18 protein-coding genes and 2 pseudogenes are annotated in these 19263 nt (G+C 63.2%); 4 read left to right on the top strand and 16 right to left on the bottom strand.

Annotated features, from left to right (window positions below; genetic code table 11):
* Positions 1-9: 9 nt before the first annotated feature.
* From rocF to IPF85_RS11460, 15 genes and pseudogenes are all read right to left on the bottom strand, one after another.
* Complete coding sequence (gene rocF, locus IPF85_RS11530) at positions 10-933, bottom strand: arginase (protein ID WP_343408230.1); 924 nt, start codon at positions 931-933, stop codon at positions 10-12.
* Positions 917-1561, bottom strand: a complete 645-nt coding sequence (locus tag IPF85_RS11525) for a hypothetical protein (protein WP_343408229.1) — start codon at positions 1559-1561, stop codon at positions 917-919. Before IPF85_RS11525 ends, rocF begins: the two co-directional genes overlap by 17 nt.
* Before the next feature lie 12 nt (positions 1562-1573).
* Positions 1574-2876 (bottom strand): annotated as a pseudogene (locus IPF85_RS11520) (cyclic 2,3-diphosphoglycerate synthase).
* A gap of 84 nt (positions 2877-2960) precedes the next feature.
* Complete coding sequence (gene nusB / locus IPF85_RS11515) at positions 2961-3398, bottom strand: transcription antitermination factor NusB (protein WP_343408228.1); 438 nt, start codon at positions 3396-3398, stop codon at positions 2961-2963.
* Between the two features lie 35 nt (positions 3399-3433).
* Positions 3434-3883, bottom strand: a complete 450-nt coding sequence (locus tag IPF85_RS11510) for an Asp23/Gls24 family envelope stress response protein (RefSeq protein WP_343408227.1) — start codon at positions 3881-3883, stop codon at positions 3434-3436.
* Positions 3884-3929: 46 nt separating this feature from the next.
* A complete protein-coding gene (gene fabG / locus IPF85_RS11505; protein ID WP_343408226.1) occupies positions 3930-4679 on the bottom strand; it encodes a 3-oxoacyl-[acyl-carrier-protein] reductase in 750 nt (249 codons plus the stop codon).
* Positions 4680-4705: 26 nt separating this feature from the next.
* Complete coding sequence (gene fabD, locus IPF85_RS11500) at positions 4706-5650, bottom strand: ACP S-malonyltransferase (protein ID WP_343408225.1); 945 nt, start codon at positions 5648-5650, stop codon at positions 4706-4708.
* A gap of 154 nt (positions 5651-5804) precedes the next feature.
* Positions 5805-6011, bottom strand: coding sequence for a 50S ribosomal protein L32 (gene rpmF, locus IPF85_RS11495; RefSeq protein WP_343408224.1), 207 nt, complete (start codon positions 6009-6011; stop codon positions 5805-5807).
* A gap of 18 nt (positions 6012-6029) precedes the next feature.
* A complete protein-coding gene (locus IPF85_RS11490; protein ID WP_343408223.1) occupies positions 6030-6572 on the bottom strand; it encodes a DUF177 domain-containing protein in 543 nt (180 codons plus the stop codon).
* Between the two features lie 162 nt (positions 6573-6734).
* Complete coding sequence (locus IPF85_RS11485) at positions 6735-7193, bottom strand: hypothetical protein (protein WP_343408222.1); 459 nt, start codon at positions 7191-7193, stop codon at positions 6735-6737.
* A 169-nt stretch (positions 7194-7362) separates the two neighbouring features.
* Complete coding sequence (coaD, locus tag IPF85_RS11480) at positions 7363-7842, bottom strand: pantetheine-phosphate adenylyltransferase (protein ID WP_343408221.1); 480 nt, start codon at positions 7840-7842, stop codon at positions 7363-7365.
* A gap of 4 nt (positions 7843-7846) precedes the next feature.
* Positions 7847-10807 carry an ATP-dependent DNA helicase RecG gene (gene recG, locus IPF85_RS11475; RefSeq protein ID WP_343408220.1) on the bottom strand — a complete coding sequence of 987 codons (2961 nt, stop codon included), beginning with the start codon at positions 10805-10807 and terminating at the stop codon, positions 7847-7849.
* Position 10808: 1 nt separating this feature from the next.
* Positions 10809-11648, bottom strand: a complete 840-nt coding sequence (locus IPF85_RS11470) for a DegV family protein (protein WP_343408258.1) — start codon at positions 11646-11648, stop codon at positions 10809-10811.
* A gap of 27 nt (positions 11649-11675) precedes the next feature.
* A complete protein-coding gene (locus IPF85_RS11465) occupies positions 11676-13388 on the bottom strand; it encodes a DAK2 domain-containing protein (protein WP_343408219.1) in 1713 nt (570 codons plus the stop codon).
* A 34-nt stretch (positions 13389-13422) separates the two neighbouring features.
* The gene (locus IPF85_RS11460) at positions 13423-13785 is read right to left on the bottom strand and encodes an Asp23/Gls24 family envelope stress response protein (RefSeq protein ID WP_343408218.1); all 363 of its coding nucleotides are present in this window, start codon (positions 13783-13785) and stop codon (positions 13423-13425) included.
* A 256-nt stretch (positions 13786-14041) separates the two neighbouring features.
* Here IPF85_RS11460 and rpmB point away from each other — a divergent pair, with 256 nt between their 5' ends.
* Positions 14042-14224 (top strand): 50S ribosomal protein L28, encoded by a 183-nt coding sequence (gene rpmB, locus IPF85_RS11455; protein WP_343408217.1) that lies wholly within the window; start codon positions 14042-14044, stop codon positions 14222-14224.
* Between the two features lie 67 nt (positions 14225-14291).
* On the opposite strand, the gene rlmN is transcribed toward rpmB, so the two are convergent.
* The gene (rlmN, locus tag IPF85_RS11450; RefSeq protein WP_343408216.1) at positions 14292-15377 is read right to left on the bottom strand and encodes a 23S rRNA (adenine(2503)-C(2))-methyltransferase RlmN; all 1086 of its coding nucleotides are present in this window, start codon (positions 15375-15377) and stop codon (positions 14292-14294) included.
* 305 nt (positions 15378-15682) lie between these two features.
* On the opposite strand from rlmN, the gene IPF85_RS11445 reads away from it, so the two are divergent.
* From IPF85_RS11445 to IPF85_RS11435, 3 genes and pseudogenes are all read left to right on the top strand, one after another.
* Complete coding sequence (locus IPF85_RS11445) at positions 15683-16765, top strand: alanine--glyoxylate aminotransferase family protein (RefSeq protein WP_343408215.1); 1083 nt, start codon at positions 15683-15685, stop codon at positions 16763-16765.
* A gap of 754 nt (positions 16766-17519) precedes the next feature.
* Complete coding sequence (locus tag IPF85_RS11440) at positions 17520-18116, top strand: hypothetical protein (protein ID WP_343408214.1); 597 nt, start codon at positions 17520-17522, stop codon at positions 18114-18116.
* A gap of 67 nt (positions 18117-18183) precedes the next feature.
* A pseudogene (locus tag IPF85_RS11435) lies at positions 18184-19014 on the top strand (dockerin type I domain-containing protein); the annotation flags it as partial.
* Positions 19015-19263 lie beyond the last annotated feature (249 nt).

Raw genomic sequence — 19263 nt, 5'->3', positions numbered from 1 at the left:
GATCTCCGATCACAAAATCCGCTTTCCCAATAACGAACAGACCAACTCCACCGCCAGTTCCGCGGTCTTATTGCCGTGATCCAGGATCGGGTTGATTTCAACCACGTCAACGGCGGCCACGCGGCCGGACTCGGCGAGCAGTTCCATCAGAAGGTGGGCTTCGCGATAGCTGAGGCCGCCGGGCACCGGGGTCCCCACGCCGGGCGCGAAGTCCGGGTCGAGCGCGTCCATGTCCAGGCTGATGTGCAGGCGCGGGAAGGCGGCCAGGCGGTCGAGCACGCGGCGGGCGATGCGCGCCATGCCTTGTTCGTCAATCTCGCGCATCGTGAAGACCGTGATGCCACTCTGCTTGAGTTGCCGCCGCTCCTCGAGATCCAGGTCACGCACGCCGATCATGACGATCTGCGCTGGCTTGAGTTGGCTGCGGCGTCCGATCTCGGTCAGGCTGGCTGCGCCGCGGCCCAGGAGCGCGGCCACCGGCATCCCGTGGATATTACCGCTGGGCGTGGTCTCCGGCGTGTTGAAATCGGCGTGTGCGTCAATCCAGAGCAGGCCCATCGTTCCCACGCTGCCGGTGCCGGCGACGGTTCCGAGGGCGATCGAATGATCTCCGCCCAGGAAAATCGGTGTATCCGGCCCGGCCGCCAGGGCGGCCGCGCGTGTGTACAACTCCTGCGTCACCTGCTCGATGGCCGGCAGATGGCGCAGGCCGTTGACGCCGGTGATCGTCTCGGTGGAGGCTTCGGGCACCGGCACATTGATGTTGCCCTCATCGGTCACCTCGTAGCCCAGGTGCTCCAGGTGCGCCTGCATGCCGGCATAGCGCAGCGCGCTCGGCCCCATGTCCACCCCGCGGCGCTGCTGGCCCAAATCCATGGGTACGCCGATGATGCGCACACCGCGCCCGCCCGCAGTCTCAGGTTGCTGACGCAAAGCCCACCACCTGGGGATCGCCCCACACGGCCCAATTCCAACGCGCATCGCCCAGGCCGTCGGTCACCAGTTGCACGGTGACCTCGCGGCCGGCCAGCGATGGCAGCACGACCTCCACGGGATCCCAGCGGCAGGACGCTTTGAGCGTGCTCCACAGTTTGTGCCCATTGATGACCAGCCGGAAAGCGACCGGGTTGTTGTCCGAAATCAAGGCGCCGTCACGCACACCGACGCTGCCGCGGAAGTGCAACCGCTCCACGGCCATGGGTACCGTGAACTGATACTCGACCACGGCCGCGCCTGCCACGGGCGGGTGCTCCCAAATGGCCGGGCGCAGCTCGCCGCCGCTGGAGGCCGGCCCTATCTTGATCTCCATGCCGGCCGGAGCCTGTGTGGAGGCCTGGCGGGCGCTGGCGAACTGTTCCACCAGGTCGAAACGCCAGACTACCTGCGGCTGGCTGCCGTCCAGCTCCTCCAGCGTCGGCGAACGCCACTGCTCCTCCTGCCATTTCAGGAAGCTGACGAATTCGGACAAGCGCACCAAGCTTTCTTCGTTCAAATCACTGATGCGCCGCGTGATCTCGGCCAGAATCTCGGCAAACCCATCCAGTTCGTCACCTGTTGACATGACGTATCCCTCTTATTTCAGCACGTCGTTCAGCGTCGGGCTGCCGATCTCTTGCAGTTCGTAGCCCACGCGCTGGGTGGGGCGGTTGATGCGCATCACGCGGCTCAGGTCAATGGGCGTGGCGATAATGACCAGGTCGCACGGGGTGTTGTTGATCGTCTCTTCCAGGTCGGCGATCTGGGCATCGCCGTAGCCCATGGCGGGTAGCACCGCGCCGGTGCGCGGATATTTGGCGTAGGTATCGGCGATCGTGCGCACGGCATAGGGGCGCGGATCAATGATCTTGGCTGCGCCGAAGCGCCGCGCCGCCACCACCCCGGCGCCGTAAGCCATTTCGCCATGCGTCAGCGTTGGCCCATCTTCCACCACCAGCACCGCCTGCCCGGATGGCCGCAGGATCGCTGACCGTAATCGGTGAAGCCGCTTCGATCATGATCGCCTTCGGGTTGACGCTGCGCACGTTGTCGCGCACGCGGCTGATCGCGTCCAGGTCGGCCGTGTCAACCTTGTTGATCACCACCACGTCGGCCATGCGCAGATTCGCCTCGCCGGGGTGATAGGCCAGCTCATGACCGGCGCGGTGCGGATCGGCCACCACAATGAACAGGTCCGGCTTGTAGAAGGGAAAATCGTTGTTACCGCCGTCCCACACCACCACGTCCGCCTCTTCTTCGGCCGCGCGCAGGATACGCTCATAATCCACGCCTGCGTAGACCACAACCCCGCGATCGAGGTGCGGCTCGTACTCCTCACGCTCTTCGATCGTACACTGATGATCGTCCAGGTCCTGATAGGAGGCAAAACGCTGACACGCCTGTTTGACCAGGTCGCCATACGGCATGGGATGACGCACGGCCGCCACTTTTTTGCCCTGGCTGCGCAGGATGTCGCACACGCGGCGGGTGGTTTGGCTCTTGCCTGCCCCGGTGCGCACCGCGCCGATGGCGATGACCGGCTTGCGTGCGGTCAGCATGGTGGCGTGCGGTCCCAGCAGGCGAAAATCGGCGCCGGCGGCCAGCACCTGCGACGCCTTGTGCATCACATACGCGTGCGCCACGTCGCTGTAGGCAAAGATCACCTGGTCAACCGCCAACTGGGCAATCAGGGGGGTCAGGTCGGATTCAGGGTAGATTGGGATGCCATGGGGATAAAGCGGGCCGGCCAGCGCGGCAGGGTAGCGGCGGTCTTCGATATTGGGGATCTGCGTGGCGGTGAATGCGACGACTTCGTAATCGTCGCGCCCGCGAAAGTAAACATTGAAATTATGGAAGTCGCGCCCAGCGGCGCCCATGATCAGAACTCGTTGCTTCGCCATTGAATGTTGGTCCTTTCCGGTGGACGGTTCCGAGTCGGTGCTGCTTTGCATCTCTCGACAACGGTCGTGCCGACTCACGTCATATCAGGGTTTTTTGCCTTTGCGCTCAGCGACGACCACGCCCTTGTTGACGATGCTGCCGAGCACACCGTTGATAAAGCGTGAACTGCTGTCACTGCCGAAATCTTTGGCTAATTCGATCGCCTCGTTGATGACGACCTTGACCGGCGCGTCGCCGGTGATCATCATTTCACACAGGGCCATGCGCAGGAGATTGCGGTCAATGACCGCCACTTGGTCTAACGGCCATTCGGGTGCGTGCTGTTGAATAATGGCATCCAGTTTGACCTGATTTTGCAGCACGGCAAAGAAGAGGCGTCGCGTGAACGACTCTCTCTCGACATCCGGCGGCTCCTCGGCCAGGCGGTTGTCAATGACTTGCTGTGGGTCGTGATGGACGCTGTCCGTTTCATAGAGTGCCTGGAGCACCATGGTCCGGGCCTGCCGGCGGGCTGCTTTCACGCTGTTAGTTCCTCTGTTGTTCTTGACCCGCCGCCTCAGCGACGGTGTGTACGAGGCTCTGTGGCGGTTTCTTGAGCGCCGCTGCTGCCCAGGTCAACAGCATCAATATGGACGTTGACCTCGCGCGCGGTCATATCCACCATCGTTTGCAGTGCGCGCGTGATCTCGCTCTGCAGGGTTTCGGCCAGCTCGCGCATGTTGGTCTGGCCTGATACCACCAGGTACACATCTACGCCTACGCTGTGGTCCTGGGCGATCTCGATGCGCAGGCCCTTGGCGCTGGCGCTGCGCGTCTTTCCGCTGCCGGCACGCCGGGCGATGTTGCGGCTGGACAGACGTACCACGCCCGGTTGACTGAGAACCGTTTGGCGCACGATGCTCAGGAGCACCGCGGGTACGATCGTCACATGGCCCAGGTGTCCGCTGTCGTTGCTGGCGCCGTATTCGCTGGTGACAATCTCAGTGGGTTCTGGTTCTTGTTTCATAAGCACCTTGTTCCGCGTCCGCCTCAAGCATCGTTGGGGCAAACCCCTACTGCATGACCAGGCCGCCATCCACGCTGAGCACCTGGCCGGTGATGAAGCTGGCGCCGCTGGAGGCGAGAAAGGCCACCGCTTCGGCGATGTCTTCAGCGGTGCCCAGGCGTCCTAGCGGCGTCGCGGCGATGGTCTGCTGCCGCGCCTCTGCGGGCAGCACGTCGGTGAGCGCGGTGGGGATGAAGCCGGGCGCCACGGCGTTGACCGTGACGTTGCGCGAACCCACCTCCTTGGCCAGGCTCTTCGTGAAACCGATGATGCCTGCCTTCGACGCGGCGTAGTTGGTCTGACCGGCGGCGCCGGCCAGGCCCACCACCGAGGTGATGTTGATGATGCGGCCGGACCGCTGCTTCAGCATGGGGCGCAGCACCGCTTTGGCGCAATTGTACGCGCTCTTCAGATTGGTGGTGATGACCGTGTCCCAGTCGGCTTCCTTCATCATCATGATCAGATTGTCGCGCGTCGTGCCGGCGTTGTTCACCAGGATGTCGACGCGGCCATAGGCGCCGATGGTTGCCTTGACCAGGGCGGCCGCTTCAGTGGTGTTGCTCACATCGGCCTGCACCACCAGGGCCTCGCCGCCGGCCGCACTGATTTCAGCCTGCAGCGCTTCTGCTGTGTCGGCGCTGGCGCGGTGGTTGATGACCACTTTGGCGCCGCGGGCGGCCAACAGCCGGGCCACGGCCGCGCCAATACCGCGTGAGGCGCCGGTCACGATGGCAACTTGACCGTCAAGCGAGTTCATAGCGTGCCTTTCTTTTGGTTATGAGTTCACACAAGTGTGCGCATCTGCTCGATGCCTGCCGGATCGCTGACACTGAGTGTGCCCACGTCCTTGACAATGCGTTTCACCAGCCCGGTCAACACGTTGCCCGCGCCGATCTCGATGAACAAGTCAACGCCTGCGGCGGCCATCATGCGCACCGAATCCTCCCAGCGCACACCGGCCGTCAGTTGCCCCACAAGCTCGCGGCGAATCTCATTCACGCTGGTCAACGGCAGGGCGCTGATATTGCTGACCACGGGCACGCGCGGGGGCTTGAGGGGGGTGGACATGATCGCCCGGCCCATTTCCTCGGCGGCCGGCGTCATCAGCGACGAATGGGCGGCGATGCTGATGGGCAGGCGCATGGTCTTGCGCGCGCCATAGGTCCTGGCAATCTGCAGGGCCAGCGTCAGGGAGGCTTCGTCGCCGGAGATGACCACCTGGCCGGGGCTGTTGTAGTTGGCGACCTGGAGCACGCCGCCCGTTTGCCCGCGCACGTCCGCGCAGACGGCGTCCACCGTGTCGGCATCCAGGGCAATGATCGCGGCCATACCGCCCGGGGCCGTCTCATCGGCTGCGTCCATCAGCTTGCCACGCAGGCGCACCAGGGACACGGCATCGGCAAAACTGAGCACGTCCGCGGCCACCAGCGCGCTGTATTCGCCCAGGCTGTGCCCGGCGACGAAACGGGCCGGCGGCGCCTGACCGAGCGCAGCCGCGACCGCGCGCCATGCGGCGACACTGGTCACCAGTAGGGCCGGTTGGGTGTTGATGGTATGGTTGAGCGCCTCAGCGGGGCCATCGAAGCAGAGCGACGACAGGGCGAAACCCAGAATCTCATCTGCTTCGGCGAAGGTGGCGGCGGCTACGGCATGGGCGGCGGCCAGAGCCTGCCCCATTCCGACAGCCTGTGATCCCTGACCAGGGAAGATGTAGGCAAGGTGTGGCATAGTCGGTTGTCAAGCGATCGCTACGAAAGATGAAGGACGAATCTACGCTGCCAGGAGCTACGCTTCGTCCTTCATCTGCTTCATCTACTGTATCTACTGTCTACTTCATCTGCTTCATCTACAGGTTGCAGCGACTTGCAGTCGTCCGGTTCACTTACGCAGCCGGCTTCTTCTTGTCCTTCGCTTCCTGCTTGACGACTTCCACGCCCTTGTAAAAACCACAACTGGGGCAAACCTGGTGTGCCAGGCGGGGCGTCTTGCAATGGGGACACTCGATCAATTGGGGCAGGGTCAGGGCGTCATGCGCGCGGCGGCGATGAGTGCGGCCGTGTGAAAACCGATGTTTCGTTAATGGTGGCATTGGTTGACAATCTCCTCTTTACTTTTTTGATGTCTTTTTTAACAGGTGACTCAAGTCCGCCCAGCGCGGGTCTTCTATTTCCGTTTGGCACTCGCAAGGGCCTTCGTTGAGATCTTTTCCACAGGTCGGGCACAGTCCCCGGCAGTCTGGCTGGCACAAGACCGCCGGTGCGGCCGTCAACAGCAAATCCTGGCGGATGATTTCACCCAGGTCCAGGATGTGATGCGCATTGATGAGCAAGGCCGCATCTTCCTCGGCTGCCGTCGGCAGCGGTGTCCCGGTCAAAACATCCACCGTGGACTTGAACTCCTCTTCCATTTCGAAGTCAGTCGCAAGGGCCAGCGGCTTCAGGCAGCGTTTGCACTCGGTGGCCATAGTTGTTTGCAGCGTGCCTGTGGCCAGCACTCCGCCGGGAATGTGCAAGAGCTGAACACGTCCCGAGACAGGGGCAACCAGCGGCAATTCCGCCAGCAGCTCCTGTACATCCTCTTCCAACTCATACCGCCGCGTCGCACCAACCGGTTCTTTGAGAAGCTGTGCCACATTGAATTTTAGATCCATCGCACACCTTTTCGACCGCGGGGGACCCCATCACTTCCTCTGCTGATCGGCAGGAACACATCACCGGCTGCCAATCAGCATGACATTATAGGCGAGAGTGCGCCGGTCGTCAAGAAAAGTGGGCACACCTGCCGGAGATGAAAACGCTTCGTCGTCACGAATTCATTCGTTCGGGCCGCTGTCCGGCTTGAGCACGGCAATCCCGTTGCGCACCTCGGTCAGCATGTGCTCCAGGTGCTCACCCAGGTTTTGCAGCGAGTGGATGGCATAATCATCGGCGTCGTGGTGCAACTGCGCCACCTGTTGCTCGGCGTCCTGCACCACGGCCGCGGCCCGCTGCTGCGCCGCTTGCATGATGCCATGCTCGGCGACCAGTTCCAGCGCCCGCTCACGCGCACGCGTCACGATGCGCTCCGACTCCTCTTTGGCCTGGGCCAGGACGCGCTCACGCTCTTGCACCGTGCGTTGGGCCTGTTTGACCACCTCTGGCACCGTCATGCGCATCTGATCAATCAGCCGGATGCAGTCGGCCTCGCTCACCAACAGCCGGCTGGTCAGGGGGACGCGCCAACTGTTGTGCAGCATGCTCTCGAACTGGTCTACGAGCTGCAGAATTTCCATGCCAATCTCCACCTCTCCGATCTCTATCTCTTGACTCCGATGCAGCGGGCGATGTCATCGGGGCGAGAGACGCCAACTTTCCCCGAGTTTGCATCTCTACTGCAAGCGGGAATAGACTTCACTTTTCCGCCTAAGGGGTCAGGCGCAATTCGTGCCCGCTTGCAGTATCTCATGTGGCGGCTTTCTGCTGCAGCGCTGCTTCGACGTGAGGGGGCACCAGATCGCTCACCGGCCCGTTGAGCAAGGCCACTTCCTTGAGAATGGTCGAGCTGAGGAACAGGTATTCCAGGCTGCTCATCAGGCCGACGGTCTCCACGCCGGGCGCCAATTTCTTGTTGGTCAAGGCCAGTTGGAACTCGAATTCGAAGTCAGAAATGGCGCGCAGGCCGCGCACCACCACGCTGGCGCCGATCTGGCCGGCAAAATCCACCGTCAAGCTGCTGTACAACTGCACCGTGACATTGGGTAGATGGGCCAGCGCCAGGCGTGCCATCTGCGCGCGTTCATCGGCGCTGAATAACAGACGCTTGGCGGGGCGGTCGTACAGGCCAACGATGACGTGCTCGAACAGGCCGGCCGCCCGTGTCGCAATGTCAATGTGCCCGTTGTGAATCGGATCAAAGGTGCCGGGATAGAGGGCAATGGTCATGGTGCTAACTCACATCTCCTTGATCGCGCCAAAAGTGGTCAAGCCGTGTGGCAAGGCCGCGCTGTTCCGGTTGGCTGAGGGTTGCGTCAAGCTCCAGCAGTTGCTGCGCTTCGCTGCGTGCCATGTCCAGCAGGCGCACATCACCCAGGCTGGCCATGTGCAGACTGGGTAGGCCGCTCTGGCGTGTCCCCAGGAAATCGCCGGGGCCGCGCAGTTGCAGATCAATCTCGGCCAGCTTGAAGCCATCCTGCGTCTGCACCATGGCCCGCAGCCGTTCATCTTCTGTCTGATCGGTACGCTCGACGAGCAGCAGGCAGAAGGAGGCAAACTCACCGCGGCCGACGCGCCCGCGGAACTGGTGCAACTGGGCCAGGCCAAAGTGATTGGCGCCTTCCACCAACATGACAGTTGCATTGGGTACGTCAATGCCAACCTCTACCACCGAGGTGGAGACCAGCACTTGCGTTTCGTTGCGCGCAAAGGCCTGCATTACTGTTTCCTTCTCGTCGCCCCTCATGCGGCCATGCAGCAGGCCCAACGACAGCCGCGGGAAGACCTCGCGCTGCAGGCGTTCATGCTCGGCGACCGCCGCCCGCGCCTCCGTCTGTTCCGATTCCTCAACCAACGGGCAGATGATGTAAACTTGGCGGCCCTGGGCCACCTGGGACTGCACGAAGCCGTATGCGCGCTCGCGTTCGTCCGGATGAATCACATAGGTCTTGATCGGCTGGCGACCGGGCGGCAGCTCGTCAATAATAGACAGGTCAAGATCGCCATAAACGGTCAGCGCCAACGAGCGCGGGATGGGGGTCGCGCTCATCACCAGCAGGTGGGGTGTCAGCGGCTGCTCCTGGGCGCGTCCCGCTTGTTTGAGCGCGGCGCGCTGCTCCACGCCAAAGCGCTGCTGCTCATCTACCACAGCCAGTCCCAGGTTGGCAAAGGTGACGCCCTGCTGAATCAGTGCATGGGTGCCAACGACCACCTGGATTTCCCCGTTGGCCAGGCGGGCAACAACAGCCTCCTTGTCTGCATCCTTCAGGCTGCCGGTCAACAGCGCCAGCGACGGCGCTTCCAGGCCCTGTTCGGTCAGCCGTGCAAACAGGCGCGTGAGGCCGGCAAAGTGCTGCTCGGCCAGAATTTCCGTTGGCGCCATCAGCGCGGCCTGCCTCTGATTTTGCGCGGCAACCCACATGGCGATGGCGGCCACCACCGTCTTGCCAGAGCCAACATCGCCTTGCAGCAGGCGGCTCATCGGGCGCATGTCCTGCATGTCCTGCAGAATTTCGCCCAGGGCGCGCTGCTGCGCAGCCGTCAGGGTGAAGGGCAGGCAGGCCTGGAAACGCGCCAGGTCTGGCTCAGTGACGACCAGGCGCGACGCCGGTTGTCCGCGCCACAGGTTGCGGCGACGCAGCGCTCCGATCTGGATCATGAACAGCTCGTCGAAGGCTAACCGCCGGCGGGCCTGCTCCAGTTGCTCGGCGCTGTCAGGGAAGTGGACCTGGGCCAGGGCTTTGGCCAGTGACATCAGCCGGGTGGAGGCCAGGATCCGGTCGGGCAGGAAGTCGGTGATGTGACTGGCCCAGGCATCCACCACCTGCTTGATCCGCTGCCGCAGCCAGCTTTGGCTCAGGTCTTTGGTCAGCGGATACATGGGCACCAGGCGGGCCGTATGCACCAGTTCTTGATCCAGCGGCTCCCACTGGGGGCTGTTCATCACCAGCCGCCCCATGTAGAGGTCGGTTTTGCCGCTGAGGGCCAGCACGCGACCGGGCTTGACCTGATTCTTCACGTAAGGATTGAACCAGGTCACCTGAATCGTGCCGCTGGCATCGGCCACAATGGCCTGGATGACATGGCGGCCGTTGAACTGGGAGCGCTCCTGCACCTCCCAGACGGTGCCCAGAATGGTCACCTCTTCGCCGCGGGTCAGCGAGGCAATGGGTTTGAGGTGACTGTAGTCAACGTAGCGATGGGGAAAGTGCCAGAGCAAATCCTCGACCGTGGCAATGTGCAGGCGCTCCAACAGCTCGGCGTAATGAGGGCCGATGCTGGGCAAACTGGTGACCGGCGCCTGCAAGCCCAGGTTGAATTCGCCCGTGGAGAGGCCGCGCGCGCGGCGCGCCGGTGGGCGGCGCTCAGGGACCGGGCGCGGCGGGGCGGCGGGGCGCTCAGGCTGGCTGAATTTGGCCGGCGGCCCCCCAGGCTTCGTGCCGACCGGAACTTGTTTCTGTCCCCCCTTGCCGCCGGCCGCGGGTCGTGCGGGCGGTGGGACCGGCTTCCTGGCGGCCGCGGGTTGGGCCCGCGGCGGGGCAGGCGGCGCGGCCTTGTCCGGGCCGCGTGGTGGCCTGACTGGGGATTGAGTCTGCGCCGGCGCCGGTTTTTCTTTTGGCGCGGGCGGCTGCGCAGGCTGAGGTTGCTGGCGCATCTCCGGGCGCGGCGGTTGCACCTTGCCGCCGGTTTCCTGGGCGGTGGCCGGGCGCGGCGGTTGCACCTTGCCGCCGGTTTCCTGGGCGGTAGCCGGGCGCGGCGGTTGCACCTTGCCGCCGGTTTCCTGGGCGGTGGCCGGCCGCGGCGGCTGCACCTTGCCGCCGGTTTCCTGGGCGGTGGCCGGGCGCGGCGGTTGCACCTTGCCGCCGGTTTCCTGGGCGGTGGCCGGCCGCGGGCTGACCGGTTGGGCAGTGATTGGCGGGGACGCGGGCAGGCCCATGCGCAGCACGATGTCGTTCAGCACACGCGCGCGCGCCTCCGGGTCCGGCATGGTCGGATACCCGGTGAGCAGGGAGACGATCTCCGCAATCAGCGGCGCGCCGTTGGGAATCTCCTGGCGTGCATCCTGTTCCCAGCGCGCGGCAAACTTGTCGAGACCGCCGATGACGGCCTTGTTGCGATAGCCCTGGCGTTTTTCTAACGCCAGAATCTTGCCCAGGCGCTCGAACGCGCCTGGTAGCTCCGACTTGCTTGTCATGCTAAATCTGACCTTCGTAGACAATCACACCGATGGCGCTTGGCCCCAGATGACAGGCCAGCGAGGGACTGTAGGTGTAGACAGGGATTTCCCGATTGGGCAATTGATCGTGTAGATGCTTGAGCAGGGTCTCTGCCTCCGGGTTGAAACCATGCTGGAGGATTGCCATCTTGTGGATGGTCGAGAACTCGCTGATGAACTCGGCCAGCTTTTCGGCTGCACGCTCGCGCGTATGCACCTTTTCCGCCGGCAAAAGCTCCCCGTCCTCCACGGTCAACAAAGGCTTGATGCCCAGCATGGTTCCCAGGAGGGCCTGGGCTTTGCTGATCTGCCGGCTGCGCTCCAGATAGCCGAGTGTTTCCACAAAGAAGGCGCCGTACAGATGCGGCACCATGCCGCGTACCAGGCGCACCACTTCATCGAGTCGCGTGCCGGCGGCGGCCGCTTCGGCTGCGGCTTCAACCAGGATGCCAAGACCAAAAGAGACCATCTGCGAATCGAGGATCGTGATCCGGCAACGGCCCAGCAGGTTGGCGGCCGCGGCACGCGCGACGCCACAGGTGTCGTTGATGCGCGCTGACAGGTGCAGCGATAGAATCTGATCCGTTTCGCGGTGCAAGCGCGTGTAGAGGTCGGCCATTTCTTGCTGCGGCGGCGGCAAGTCAACCGGCAGGGTATTGCTGCGCTCCAGGCGCGAGAAGTAATTTTGCGCCGTGACGTCCACACCTTCACGGCTGATCCGTTTGCCCTGTTGGATGCGCAGAGGAACCACATGGATACCCAGGCGCTCGACAACTCCGGGCGTGAGTTGGGCGTTGCTGTCGGTGACAATTTTTACCATAGACACAGGAACGACTCCAGGCAGCGATTATTCGGCCGAAAGGATGTAATGATAGTGCGGCTGTCCGCCGTTGACCAGTTCGATGGTCTGATCAGGATAGGTGACGCGCAGAACAGCCTGCAGCGCCGTCGCCTCGGCTGCGGTCACCGGCTGACCGTGGTAGATCGTGATGATCTCGCGGGTTTCTGCCTGCATTTGGCGCAGCAACTCCAGGGCGACTTCCTGCACCTGGTGGCCATGGGCGGTGAGCACGTCGTTGAGCAGGCCGATGACTTCACCGGCTGCGACCCGGATGTCATCGAAGGTGGCGCTGCGCACAGCCACCGTGATTTCACCCGTGTCAATCGCGGCCAGGGCGCGGGTCATGGCCGCGAGGTTGTTTGCGACGCTGTCCGCGGGCTGAAAGGCAATGAGCGCGCTGATGCCCTGCGGAATGGTTTTGCTTGGGACAACATGCACGCGCTTGTGCGCCAGGCTGCTGGCCTGCTGTGCCGCCATCACGATGTTGCTGTTGTTCGGCAGGATGATGACATCCTCGGCTGCGCTTGCCTCCACCGCGGCCAGCAGCTCTTGCGTGCTCGGATTCATCGTCTGGCCCCCGGCCACGACCTGGCTGGCGCCCAGGCTCTGGAAGACCTGCTGCAGACCCACACCCGGCGCCACCACGATCGTGGCAATGCTGGCGGCGGGCAGCGGCTGCGCATCGGTGTGAGCCGGATTGCGGCCGGCCAACGGTCCGTCACCGCTGCCCTCGCCATGCACAAACTCCTGAAACTGGGCATCCATGTTTTCGACAATGATGCGGCTCATATGACCGACGCTGACGCCGTAGTTGAGGGCAGCGCCCGGCTCACCGGCATGCAGGTGAACCTTGACCGCAGTCCGGTCGCCCACCACCAGCACCGATTCACCCATGCCCGTAATCACACGGCGAATCTCATCCACGTCCAGGTTGCTGCCTTGCAGGATGAACTGAATGTCGAAGCCGTACTCGCCCTCCAGCGCGTCGGCTTGACCGGCAAACGCGACCTGCCGGCTGCTGTCCTGTGTCACGCGTTCCCCTTCCAGGGCGCGCGTCATGCCCTCCAGAAGATAAAAGAGGCCTTTGCCGCCGGCATCCACCACGCCGGCCTGCGCCAGAACGGCCAGCAGACTGGGGGTTTTGGCCACGGCCTCAGCCGCGGTGTGGGTGATGCGGCGAAAGACAAAGCGCAGGTCATGATCGAGCTGCGCGGCCTTCTCGGCCGCATCGGCCACCAGGCGGATGACCGTCAGGATGGTGCCTTCTACCGGCTTGACGACGCCTTTATAGGCTGTGTCGGATGCCAGCCGCAGGGCATGCGCCAGTTGGTTGGCGTTGCAGGTGGTGTTTTGTTCCAGGCCCCGCGCCATGCCGCGCAAAATTTGCGACAGGATCACACCGGAATTGCCGCGCGCGCCCATCAGGGCGCCGTGGGACGCGGCCTGCATGATCTTGCCGAGGTGGCCGCCATCCACCTTGACGATTTCCTCCCAGGTTGATTGCATGGTGAGCAGCATGTTGGTGCCGGTATCGCCATCGGGCACCGGGAAGACATTGAGCGCGTTGACACTTTCGTGGTGCTGCGCCAACCACGCGTAAGCGGCTTCGAACAACTGACGAAAATCGGCCCCATCCATGCTGGCCACATCTGCCCCCGGAGGGTACTTGTCGGCCAGCCGGGGCGCAGGTTGGCTCTGTGGTAAAGATGTTCCTGTCAAACCTGGAATCTCCTGTCTGTCACGCGTGCTTCTCTCACGCCGAGTGGTCGCCGCCGTTCATGCGCAGGCCTTGCACATGTACATTGACCTCTTGCACCGGCAGCCCCAGGGTCTGTTCCAGGGTAAATTTAACGCGATTCATCACGCTTTGGGCTACCTCGGAGATGCGGGTGCCGTATTGGACGATGATGTAGAGGTCAATCGTGATACGATCGTCGTCCATATGCACGGCCACACCGCGGCGCGCGCGCTCACCTTGCAGCATCTCGCTGATGCCGTCAATCAAGTTGCGGCTGGCCATGCCCACCACGCCGTACGACTCCAAGACCGCTTCGCTGGCAAGCGTGGCAATGGCCGTCGGTGAAATCTCGATGCGTCCTCGTTTGGTTTCTTCCATGATTTCTCTCATTCGCCTTATCCTGGTTTCCGAACCTGGTTTCTCCACGTGCATACCGCGCCTACTGACCCTTTTGGCGAAAAAGCCATCGTGTGGTAAGATGACCCTCAGTGAACGGCACGACTTTGGGCCAACTGCCCTGCAACTTTGCGGGGCGTTTATTTTGCCCGACAGTCAGGCGCAAGAATCAGAGTGCGACGGCTTCTCGCTGCAAGAGCATAGGTGAAACCGGCGCCACGTCCTTGGGGGGTTCGACATGGCAATGTGTGAAATGTGCGGCAAGAAGCCGCAGTTTGGTAACCGGGTGAGCTTTTCGGCCCGACACACTCGTCACATGTGGCGGGTCAATATCCAGCGCAAGACCATTATGGTGGATGGTCAATCACGCCGGGTTCGTGCATGCACCAAGTGCCTGAAGACGCTGCAGAAAAAGGCCTGATGCCTCAGCACTTTATTTAGCGAGCGATCAAGAACGCCAGCCGTTTAACCACGGTTGGCGTTTTTGTTTAGCCTGCCCCATCGCGTGACTGCACCTGCTGGCGCAACTGCCCACAACCGGCGTTGATGTCCACGCCGCGGCGCAGGCGCAGCGTGGACGAAATGCCTGCCTGCTGCAAGGTGTCGAGAAAGGCCTCGGTGTCAGCCTTGGTTGAAGGCTGATAGGCCGACCCGCGCACCGGGTTGAGCGGGATCAAATTGACATGACATAACATGCCTTTCGTGATCAGGGCCAGGCGCTGCGCATGCTCCTGCCTGTCGTTGATGCCGCGCATCAGCGCGTATTCGAAGCTCAGCCGGCGGTGAGTGCGCTCGGTATACGCACGACAGGCGGCCAGCAGCACGGCCAGCGGATAGCGCCTGTTGATGGGCACCAGCCTGTTGCGCAGCTCGTCGCTGGGGGCGTGCAGGCTGACGGCCAGGTTGACCTGCAACGACTCGCCGGCCATGCGTTCGATCATGGGCGCCAGGCCCACGGTTGACAGGGTGAAATGCCGAGCGCCTAGCCCAAAGCCCTGGGCGTCGGTCAGGGTATACAGGGCCTGCCACACTGCCCTGTAGTTGGCGAGCGGCTCGCCCATCCCCATCAGCACCACGTTGGTCACCTGCGCGGGCCGCATGATCGGCAGCGAATTGGTCCCGCCGGCCTCCGGGTCGCCCAACCAACGCGCAAAATAGAGCACCTGGGCAGCAATTTCACCCGCCGTGAGATTGCGCGCCAGCCCGGCCAGCCCGGTGGCGCAGAAGGTGCAGCCCATGGCGCAACCGGCCTGCGTGGAGATGCACAGCGTGCGCCGCCGGTCGTACAGCATCAGCACCGCTTCGACCGTCTGCCCATCGCGCAGTTGAAAGAGCACCTTGTGCGCCAGGAGATCGGCCGATGCCGTTTGGGCCACCGGCTTCAGCGGCTCGATGGTGGCATCCGTGGCTATGCGCGCCTGCAAGGTGCGCGGCAGGTTGGACATGGCGGCCGGATCGTTGGCCTGGCGTGCATAGAGCCAGTGCCAGAGCTGATCGGCCCGGAAAACCGGCTCACCCCAGGCCTGCACCTGCGTGCGCAACTGCTCTAATGTTAGATCGAGTAGACGAATCATGCTATCACGGTTGCCAAATCTGCTGGCAGATGGCGACTTTCCCTGGGCTACGCGTTTTTTGCCCGCGTCCAAACGCCAACGAGTATACCGCACGCCGAAAGGGAAGTCAAAAAGAGGTCGAATTTGTGTCTGGCTCGTTCAGGGGGTTGTCGCCGCGAGATGTGCGACCAGGAAGTCAACGATGGTCGCGTTGATCATCTCGAGAGCGGGGTCGAGGGGGCCGCCGACCGCAACCAGGGCATGGCCGGCGTTTCGTTGACAACCTGGCCTGTGATCGTTATAATGTCAAACAAAGGAGACTGAGCATGAATCTGCGTATCCCCGGCCCCATCCCGGTTCACCCGCGGGTGATGGCGGCCATGAATCAGCCGATGATCAATCATCGCGGCCCCCGTTTCAGCGCCCTTTTTGGCGAAGTGGCCGACGGCCTGCGCTGGGCGTTCGAGACCAGCCAGGAGGTGCTGGTGCTGACCAGTTCTGGCACTGGCGGCCTGGAAGCGGCCGTCGCCAACATCGTCAGCCCGGGGGATCGTGTCCTTTCGCTGAGCATCGGCAATTTTGGCGAGCGTTTGCGCACACTGGCCCGTCTTTACGGAGCGCAGGTGACCGCGCTGGACGCGCTGGCCGGCCAACCGATAGACGTCAGTCAGGTGCGCCAGGCGCTGCAGGAGAATCCTCCCTTCCATGCGCTGCTGGTGACGCATAACGAGACCTCCACCGGCGTCACCAATCCCATGCGTGAGATCGCCCTGGTTCTGAATGAGTTGGGTGAGGCGCGTCCGCTCACCATCGTGGATGGCGTGAGCGGCGTTGGCTGCCTGCCCCTGCCGATGGATGAACTGAGCCTCGATGTGGTGGTCAGCGGTTCGCAAAAAGCGTGGGGCCTGCCGCCCGGACTGGCCTTCGTGGCGGTCAGCGAGCGGGCCTGGCCGGTGATCGAGCAGTGCCGCTCGCCGCGCTTCTATTTCGATCTGCGCCAGGCGCGCAAATCGGCCGCCAGCCGGCAGACGCCCTGGACGCCGGCCGTGGGGCTGATCTTTGGCCTGCACGAGGCGCTGATCATGATGCGCGAGGAAGGGTTGCCTGTCATTCACGCCCGCCAGCGTCGCGTAGGTGAATTCACGCGGCAGGGTGCGCGCGGCCTGGGCTTGCAGTTGTTTGCCAATCCGGCCTTTGCCTCCAACGCGGTGACCGCCATTCGCGTCCCGCCAGGCGTCGAAGCGGCCAAACTGCGGGCGCGGCTGCGCGACGAGTTCGGCCAGGAGGTGGCCGGCGGTCAGGGTGCGCTCAAGAACGACATCTTCCGCATCGGCCACATGGGCCAGGTGACAGAAGCAGACATCCAGCCGGTGTTCGACGCCCTGCGCCAGATACTCCAGCTCGTCTGAGTAATCAGCCGCCCCGTGAATGAATTCACGGTCTGATACACCAAAACCTGCTCAAGCAGGTTGGTGTTGGGTGCGACGACTCAATTCGTGTCATTCGTGGCAGGCAGCCGCCCCGTGAATGAATTCACGGTCTGATACACCCAAACCTGCCAGCGGTTGGTATGGGGGGCGACGACCCGTCCCGGTCATTCCGCGGCGGGCCTGCGCGGGCTCCCGCCGGCTGGGGGCGCCACCCCTGGCGAGGGGGCGCCCGCCCTTGGGGGGGTCTCTCCCCAAACCGCCCAGCGGGGGTGGGGGGCCCTCACGTGTCATTCGTAGCAGTTTCGCACACCACGGAGCAAGAATCCTGTTCATCCTGTTCATCCTGTCCAAATCGGCCTGCAGGGTGAGCAGAACTCGGCCGGCGCCACGGCCTGGGACTGGACAAGTAAGCGGTGCGCTGCTTGTTGAGGTCCTTGAAAACCTGGCTTGTCGCGGTCGAGGGACCCGTGACAAAAGCTTCATTTGACAGCCTGTTTGCGACTCACTATAATGTATGCTGCAAGTGGGAATAGACTTCACTTTTCCGCCTAAGAAAACAGGCGCAATTCGTGCCCGCTTGCAGCATACCATCCGTTCTTCTCCTTGAATCAGTGCAACAATCGTAAACACAAATTGCAGTTGAAGCACTTGCCCAGCCAGGCGGCGCGTTGAAAGAGGACGCGGGCGCTTGGGCGGTCTCCCCACAAACACTGCATGACAGGAGGCGCCTTCCATGTCGTCATCGTCGTCATCGTCGTCATCGTCGTCATCGTCGTCATCCGCTTTGGCACGTGATCCGGCTCTGTTGGGCTTCGTCACCTTCATCGTGACCCTGGTCATCCAGGCATTTCACGCCTCCGAACATATCATGCAGATGCTCCAGAAGTACGTCTGGCATCTGACCCGTTTTCCCGGTTTGCTGGGTACCTGGTTCGATTTCGAGTGGATTCATCTGCTCATGAACCTCGCCATTCTGCTGTCCCTGTTGGCCACCTGGATTCTCTACACCAAGAACCCTGGTATGTGGCGCGACAGCGCGCTGGCCGACGCCATGCTGGTCTTTCTGCTCTATTTCCAGGGCTATCACGTCCTCGAACACATCTTCCGCGTCATGGAATACCTGCAAGGGGTACTCTCCCCCACGCCGGGCATCCTGGGCCGCATCTTCCCTGTCCTCGAATTCCATTTCTTCCTCAACGCCGTGTTGACAACGGCCATGATCGTTGCCTTCGTAGGTTTCCAACCCTGGCGTGTCGTTACTCCGCCTCTGCGCGCAGGAGAGGCCAGCCCGGTCTTGGCCTCCCCAACTCGCTCAAGGCGTCTCGCGTGACGGCGACGAAACAGGAGCCTGGTGACGCGACGAGGCAAGCCGGTGGCTTGCGTTACAAGGAGGACCGATGAAACACCTATTTGCTGCCCTGGCGCTGTTGCTGGGGGGCGCTGTGCTGTGGTTTGTCATGGGGCCGTCCTCGCACGAGGTGGTCTCCACCACGCGCGGCACCAAGATCGCAGAACTGGTCATTGTGCTGGCCCTGGTGGCGGCCGGGGCCGTGCTCTGGCTGGCCTTGAGCGCGCCCGGCGCGCCGCGCGTGACCAAGCCGCGCCCCGCACGCCGCACCCGGCAGCTCGTGTTTGCCGTGCTCATCCTTTCACCCCTCTTCTGGGGTGCGCTCATGTGGCCGCTCTTGCGCCCTTCCCCGCACGATCTGCGCAACTGGCGCTCTCTTGTGCCCGAATGGGCCGTCTCCGCCCTGGTCAACGTCGGTTTCGCGGCCTCGCCCCTGACGCCCGTCAACCCCGACCTGAACGGCGATGGTCAGGTGGACATCCGCGACATCCAACAGGTCACCGCCTGCTGGATGCGCTCCCCCACAGATCCTGGCTGCGACCCGGCCGATCTCAATCGCGACCAGGCCATTGACGTGCTCGACATCTCCATCGTCGCCCAGGCCTGGCATCACACCACAACCACGCTCGTATGGACCAGCCCCACCTACGGTGAACGCGATGTCGCGGTGACGCGCGAAACGATCTTCCATTTCAGCGCGCCCCTGGACATCGCCGGTGTCGTGCCCTCCACCTTCACGGCCCAGTTCGCCGGCCAATCGCTCAGCTATTTCCTCTACGTCTCAGCCGACGCCAGGACCGTCACCCTCTTCTACGACCAGTATTTGCCGGCCAACGCGCGCATCACCATCACCATTGATGGCGATGCCCTGGCCGATGCCCAGGGCTACGCCATTGACCTGGATGGCGACGGCGCGGCCGGCGGCGACGGCACCCTCGTCTTCGACACCCTCACCCTGACCATCCTGCCCGACACCGTGGTCTGCGGCCATGTCTTTGCCTCCGAACTTGCGCCTGGCGGCGGCGGCTCGGTCAACGTCCCGCTGGAAGGCGCCACCATCACCGTGGACGGCGCGGAAGCCACGCTGCGCGACACCACCGACGTCAATGGCGATTTCTGCCTCGATCCC

Source organism: Candidatus Amarolinea dominans, assembly GCF_016704685.1.
Lineage (GTDB): Bacteria > Chloroflexota > Anaerolineae > SSC4 > Amarolineaceae > Amarolinea > Amarolinea dominans.
Note: the sequence above shows the minus strand (reverse complement) of the source record. Positions and strands in the feature narration are given on the sequence as shown.

What these genes read in the sequence shown, in the direction of transcription:
- rlmN (WP_343408216.1), bottom strand. Translation starts at nt 15,377, where the DNA reads ATGATTCGTCTACTCGATCTAACATTAGAGCAGTTGCGCACGCAGGTG.
- coaD (WP_343408221.1), bottom strand. Translation starts at nt 7,842, where the DNA reads ATGACCATTGCCCTCTATCCCGGCACCTTTGATCCGATTCACAACGGG.
- recG (WP_343408220.1), bottom strand. Translation starts at nt 10,807, where the DNA reads ATGACAAGCAAGTCGGAGCTACCAGGCGCGTTCGAGCGCCTGGGCAAG.
- fabG (WP_343408226.1), bottom strand. Translation starts at nt 4,679, where the DNA reads ATGAACTCGCTTGACGGTCAAGTTGCCATCGTGACCGGCGCCTCACGC.
- rpmF (WP_343408224.1), bottom strand. Translation starts at nt 6,011, where the DNA reads ATGCCACCATTAACGAAACATCGGTTTTCACACGGCCGCACTCATCGC.
- IPF85_RS11525 (WP_343408229.1), bottom strand. Translation starts at nt 1,561, where the DNA reads ATGTCAACAGGTGACGAACTGGATGGGTTTGCCGAGATTCTGGCCGAG.
- IPF85_RS11510 (WP_343408227.1), bottom strand. Translation starts at nt 3,883, where the DNA reads ATGAAACAAGAACCAGAACCCACTGAGATTGTCACCAGCGAATACGGC.
- IPF85_RS11490 (WP_343408223.1), bottom strand. Translation starts at nt 6,572, where the DNA reads ATGGATCTAAAATTCAATGTGGCACAGCTTCTCAAAGAACCGGTTGGT.
- rpmB (WP_343408217.1), top strand. Translation starts at nt 14,042, where the DNA reads ATGGCAATGTGTGAAATGTGCGGCAAGAAGCCGCAGTTTGGTAACCGG.
- fabD (WP_343408225.1), bottom strand. Translation starts at nt 5,650, where the DNA reads ATGCCACACCTTGCCTACATCTTCCCTGGTCAGGGATCACAGGCTGTC.
- IPF85_RS11460 (WP_343408218.1), bottom strand. Translation starts at nt 13,785, where the DNA reads ATGGAAGAAACCAAACGAGGACGCATCGAGATTTCACCGACGGCCATT.
- IPF85_RS11485 (WP_343408222.1), bottom strand. Translation starts at nt 7,193, where the DNA reads ATGGAAATTCTGCAGCTCGTAGACCAGTTCGAGAGCATGCTGCACAAC.
- IPF85_RS11470 (WP_343408258.1), bottom strand. Translation starts at nt 11,648, where the DNA reads ATGGTAAAAATTGTCACCGACAGCAACGCCCAACTCACGCCCGGAGTT.
- IPF85_RS11445 (WP_343408215.1), top strand. Translation starts at nt 15,683, where the DNA reads ATGAATCTGCGTATCCCCGGCCCCATCCCGGTTCACCCGCGGGTGATG.
- IPF85_RS11440 (WP_343408214.1), top strand. Translation starts at nt 17,520, where the DNA reads ATGTCGTCATCGTCGTCATCGTCGTCATCGTCGTCATCGTCGTCATCC.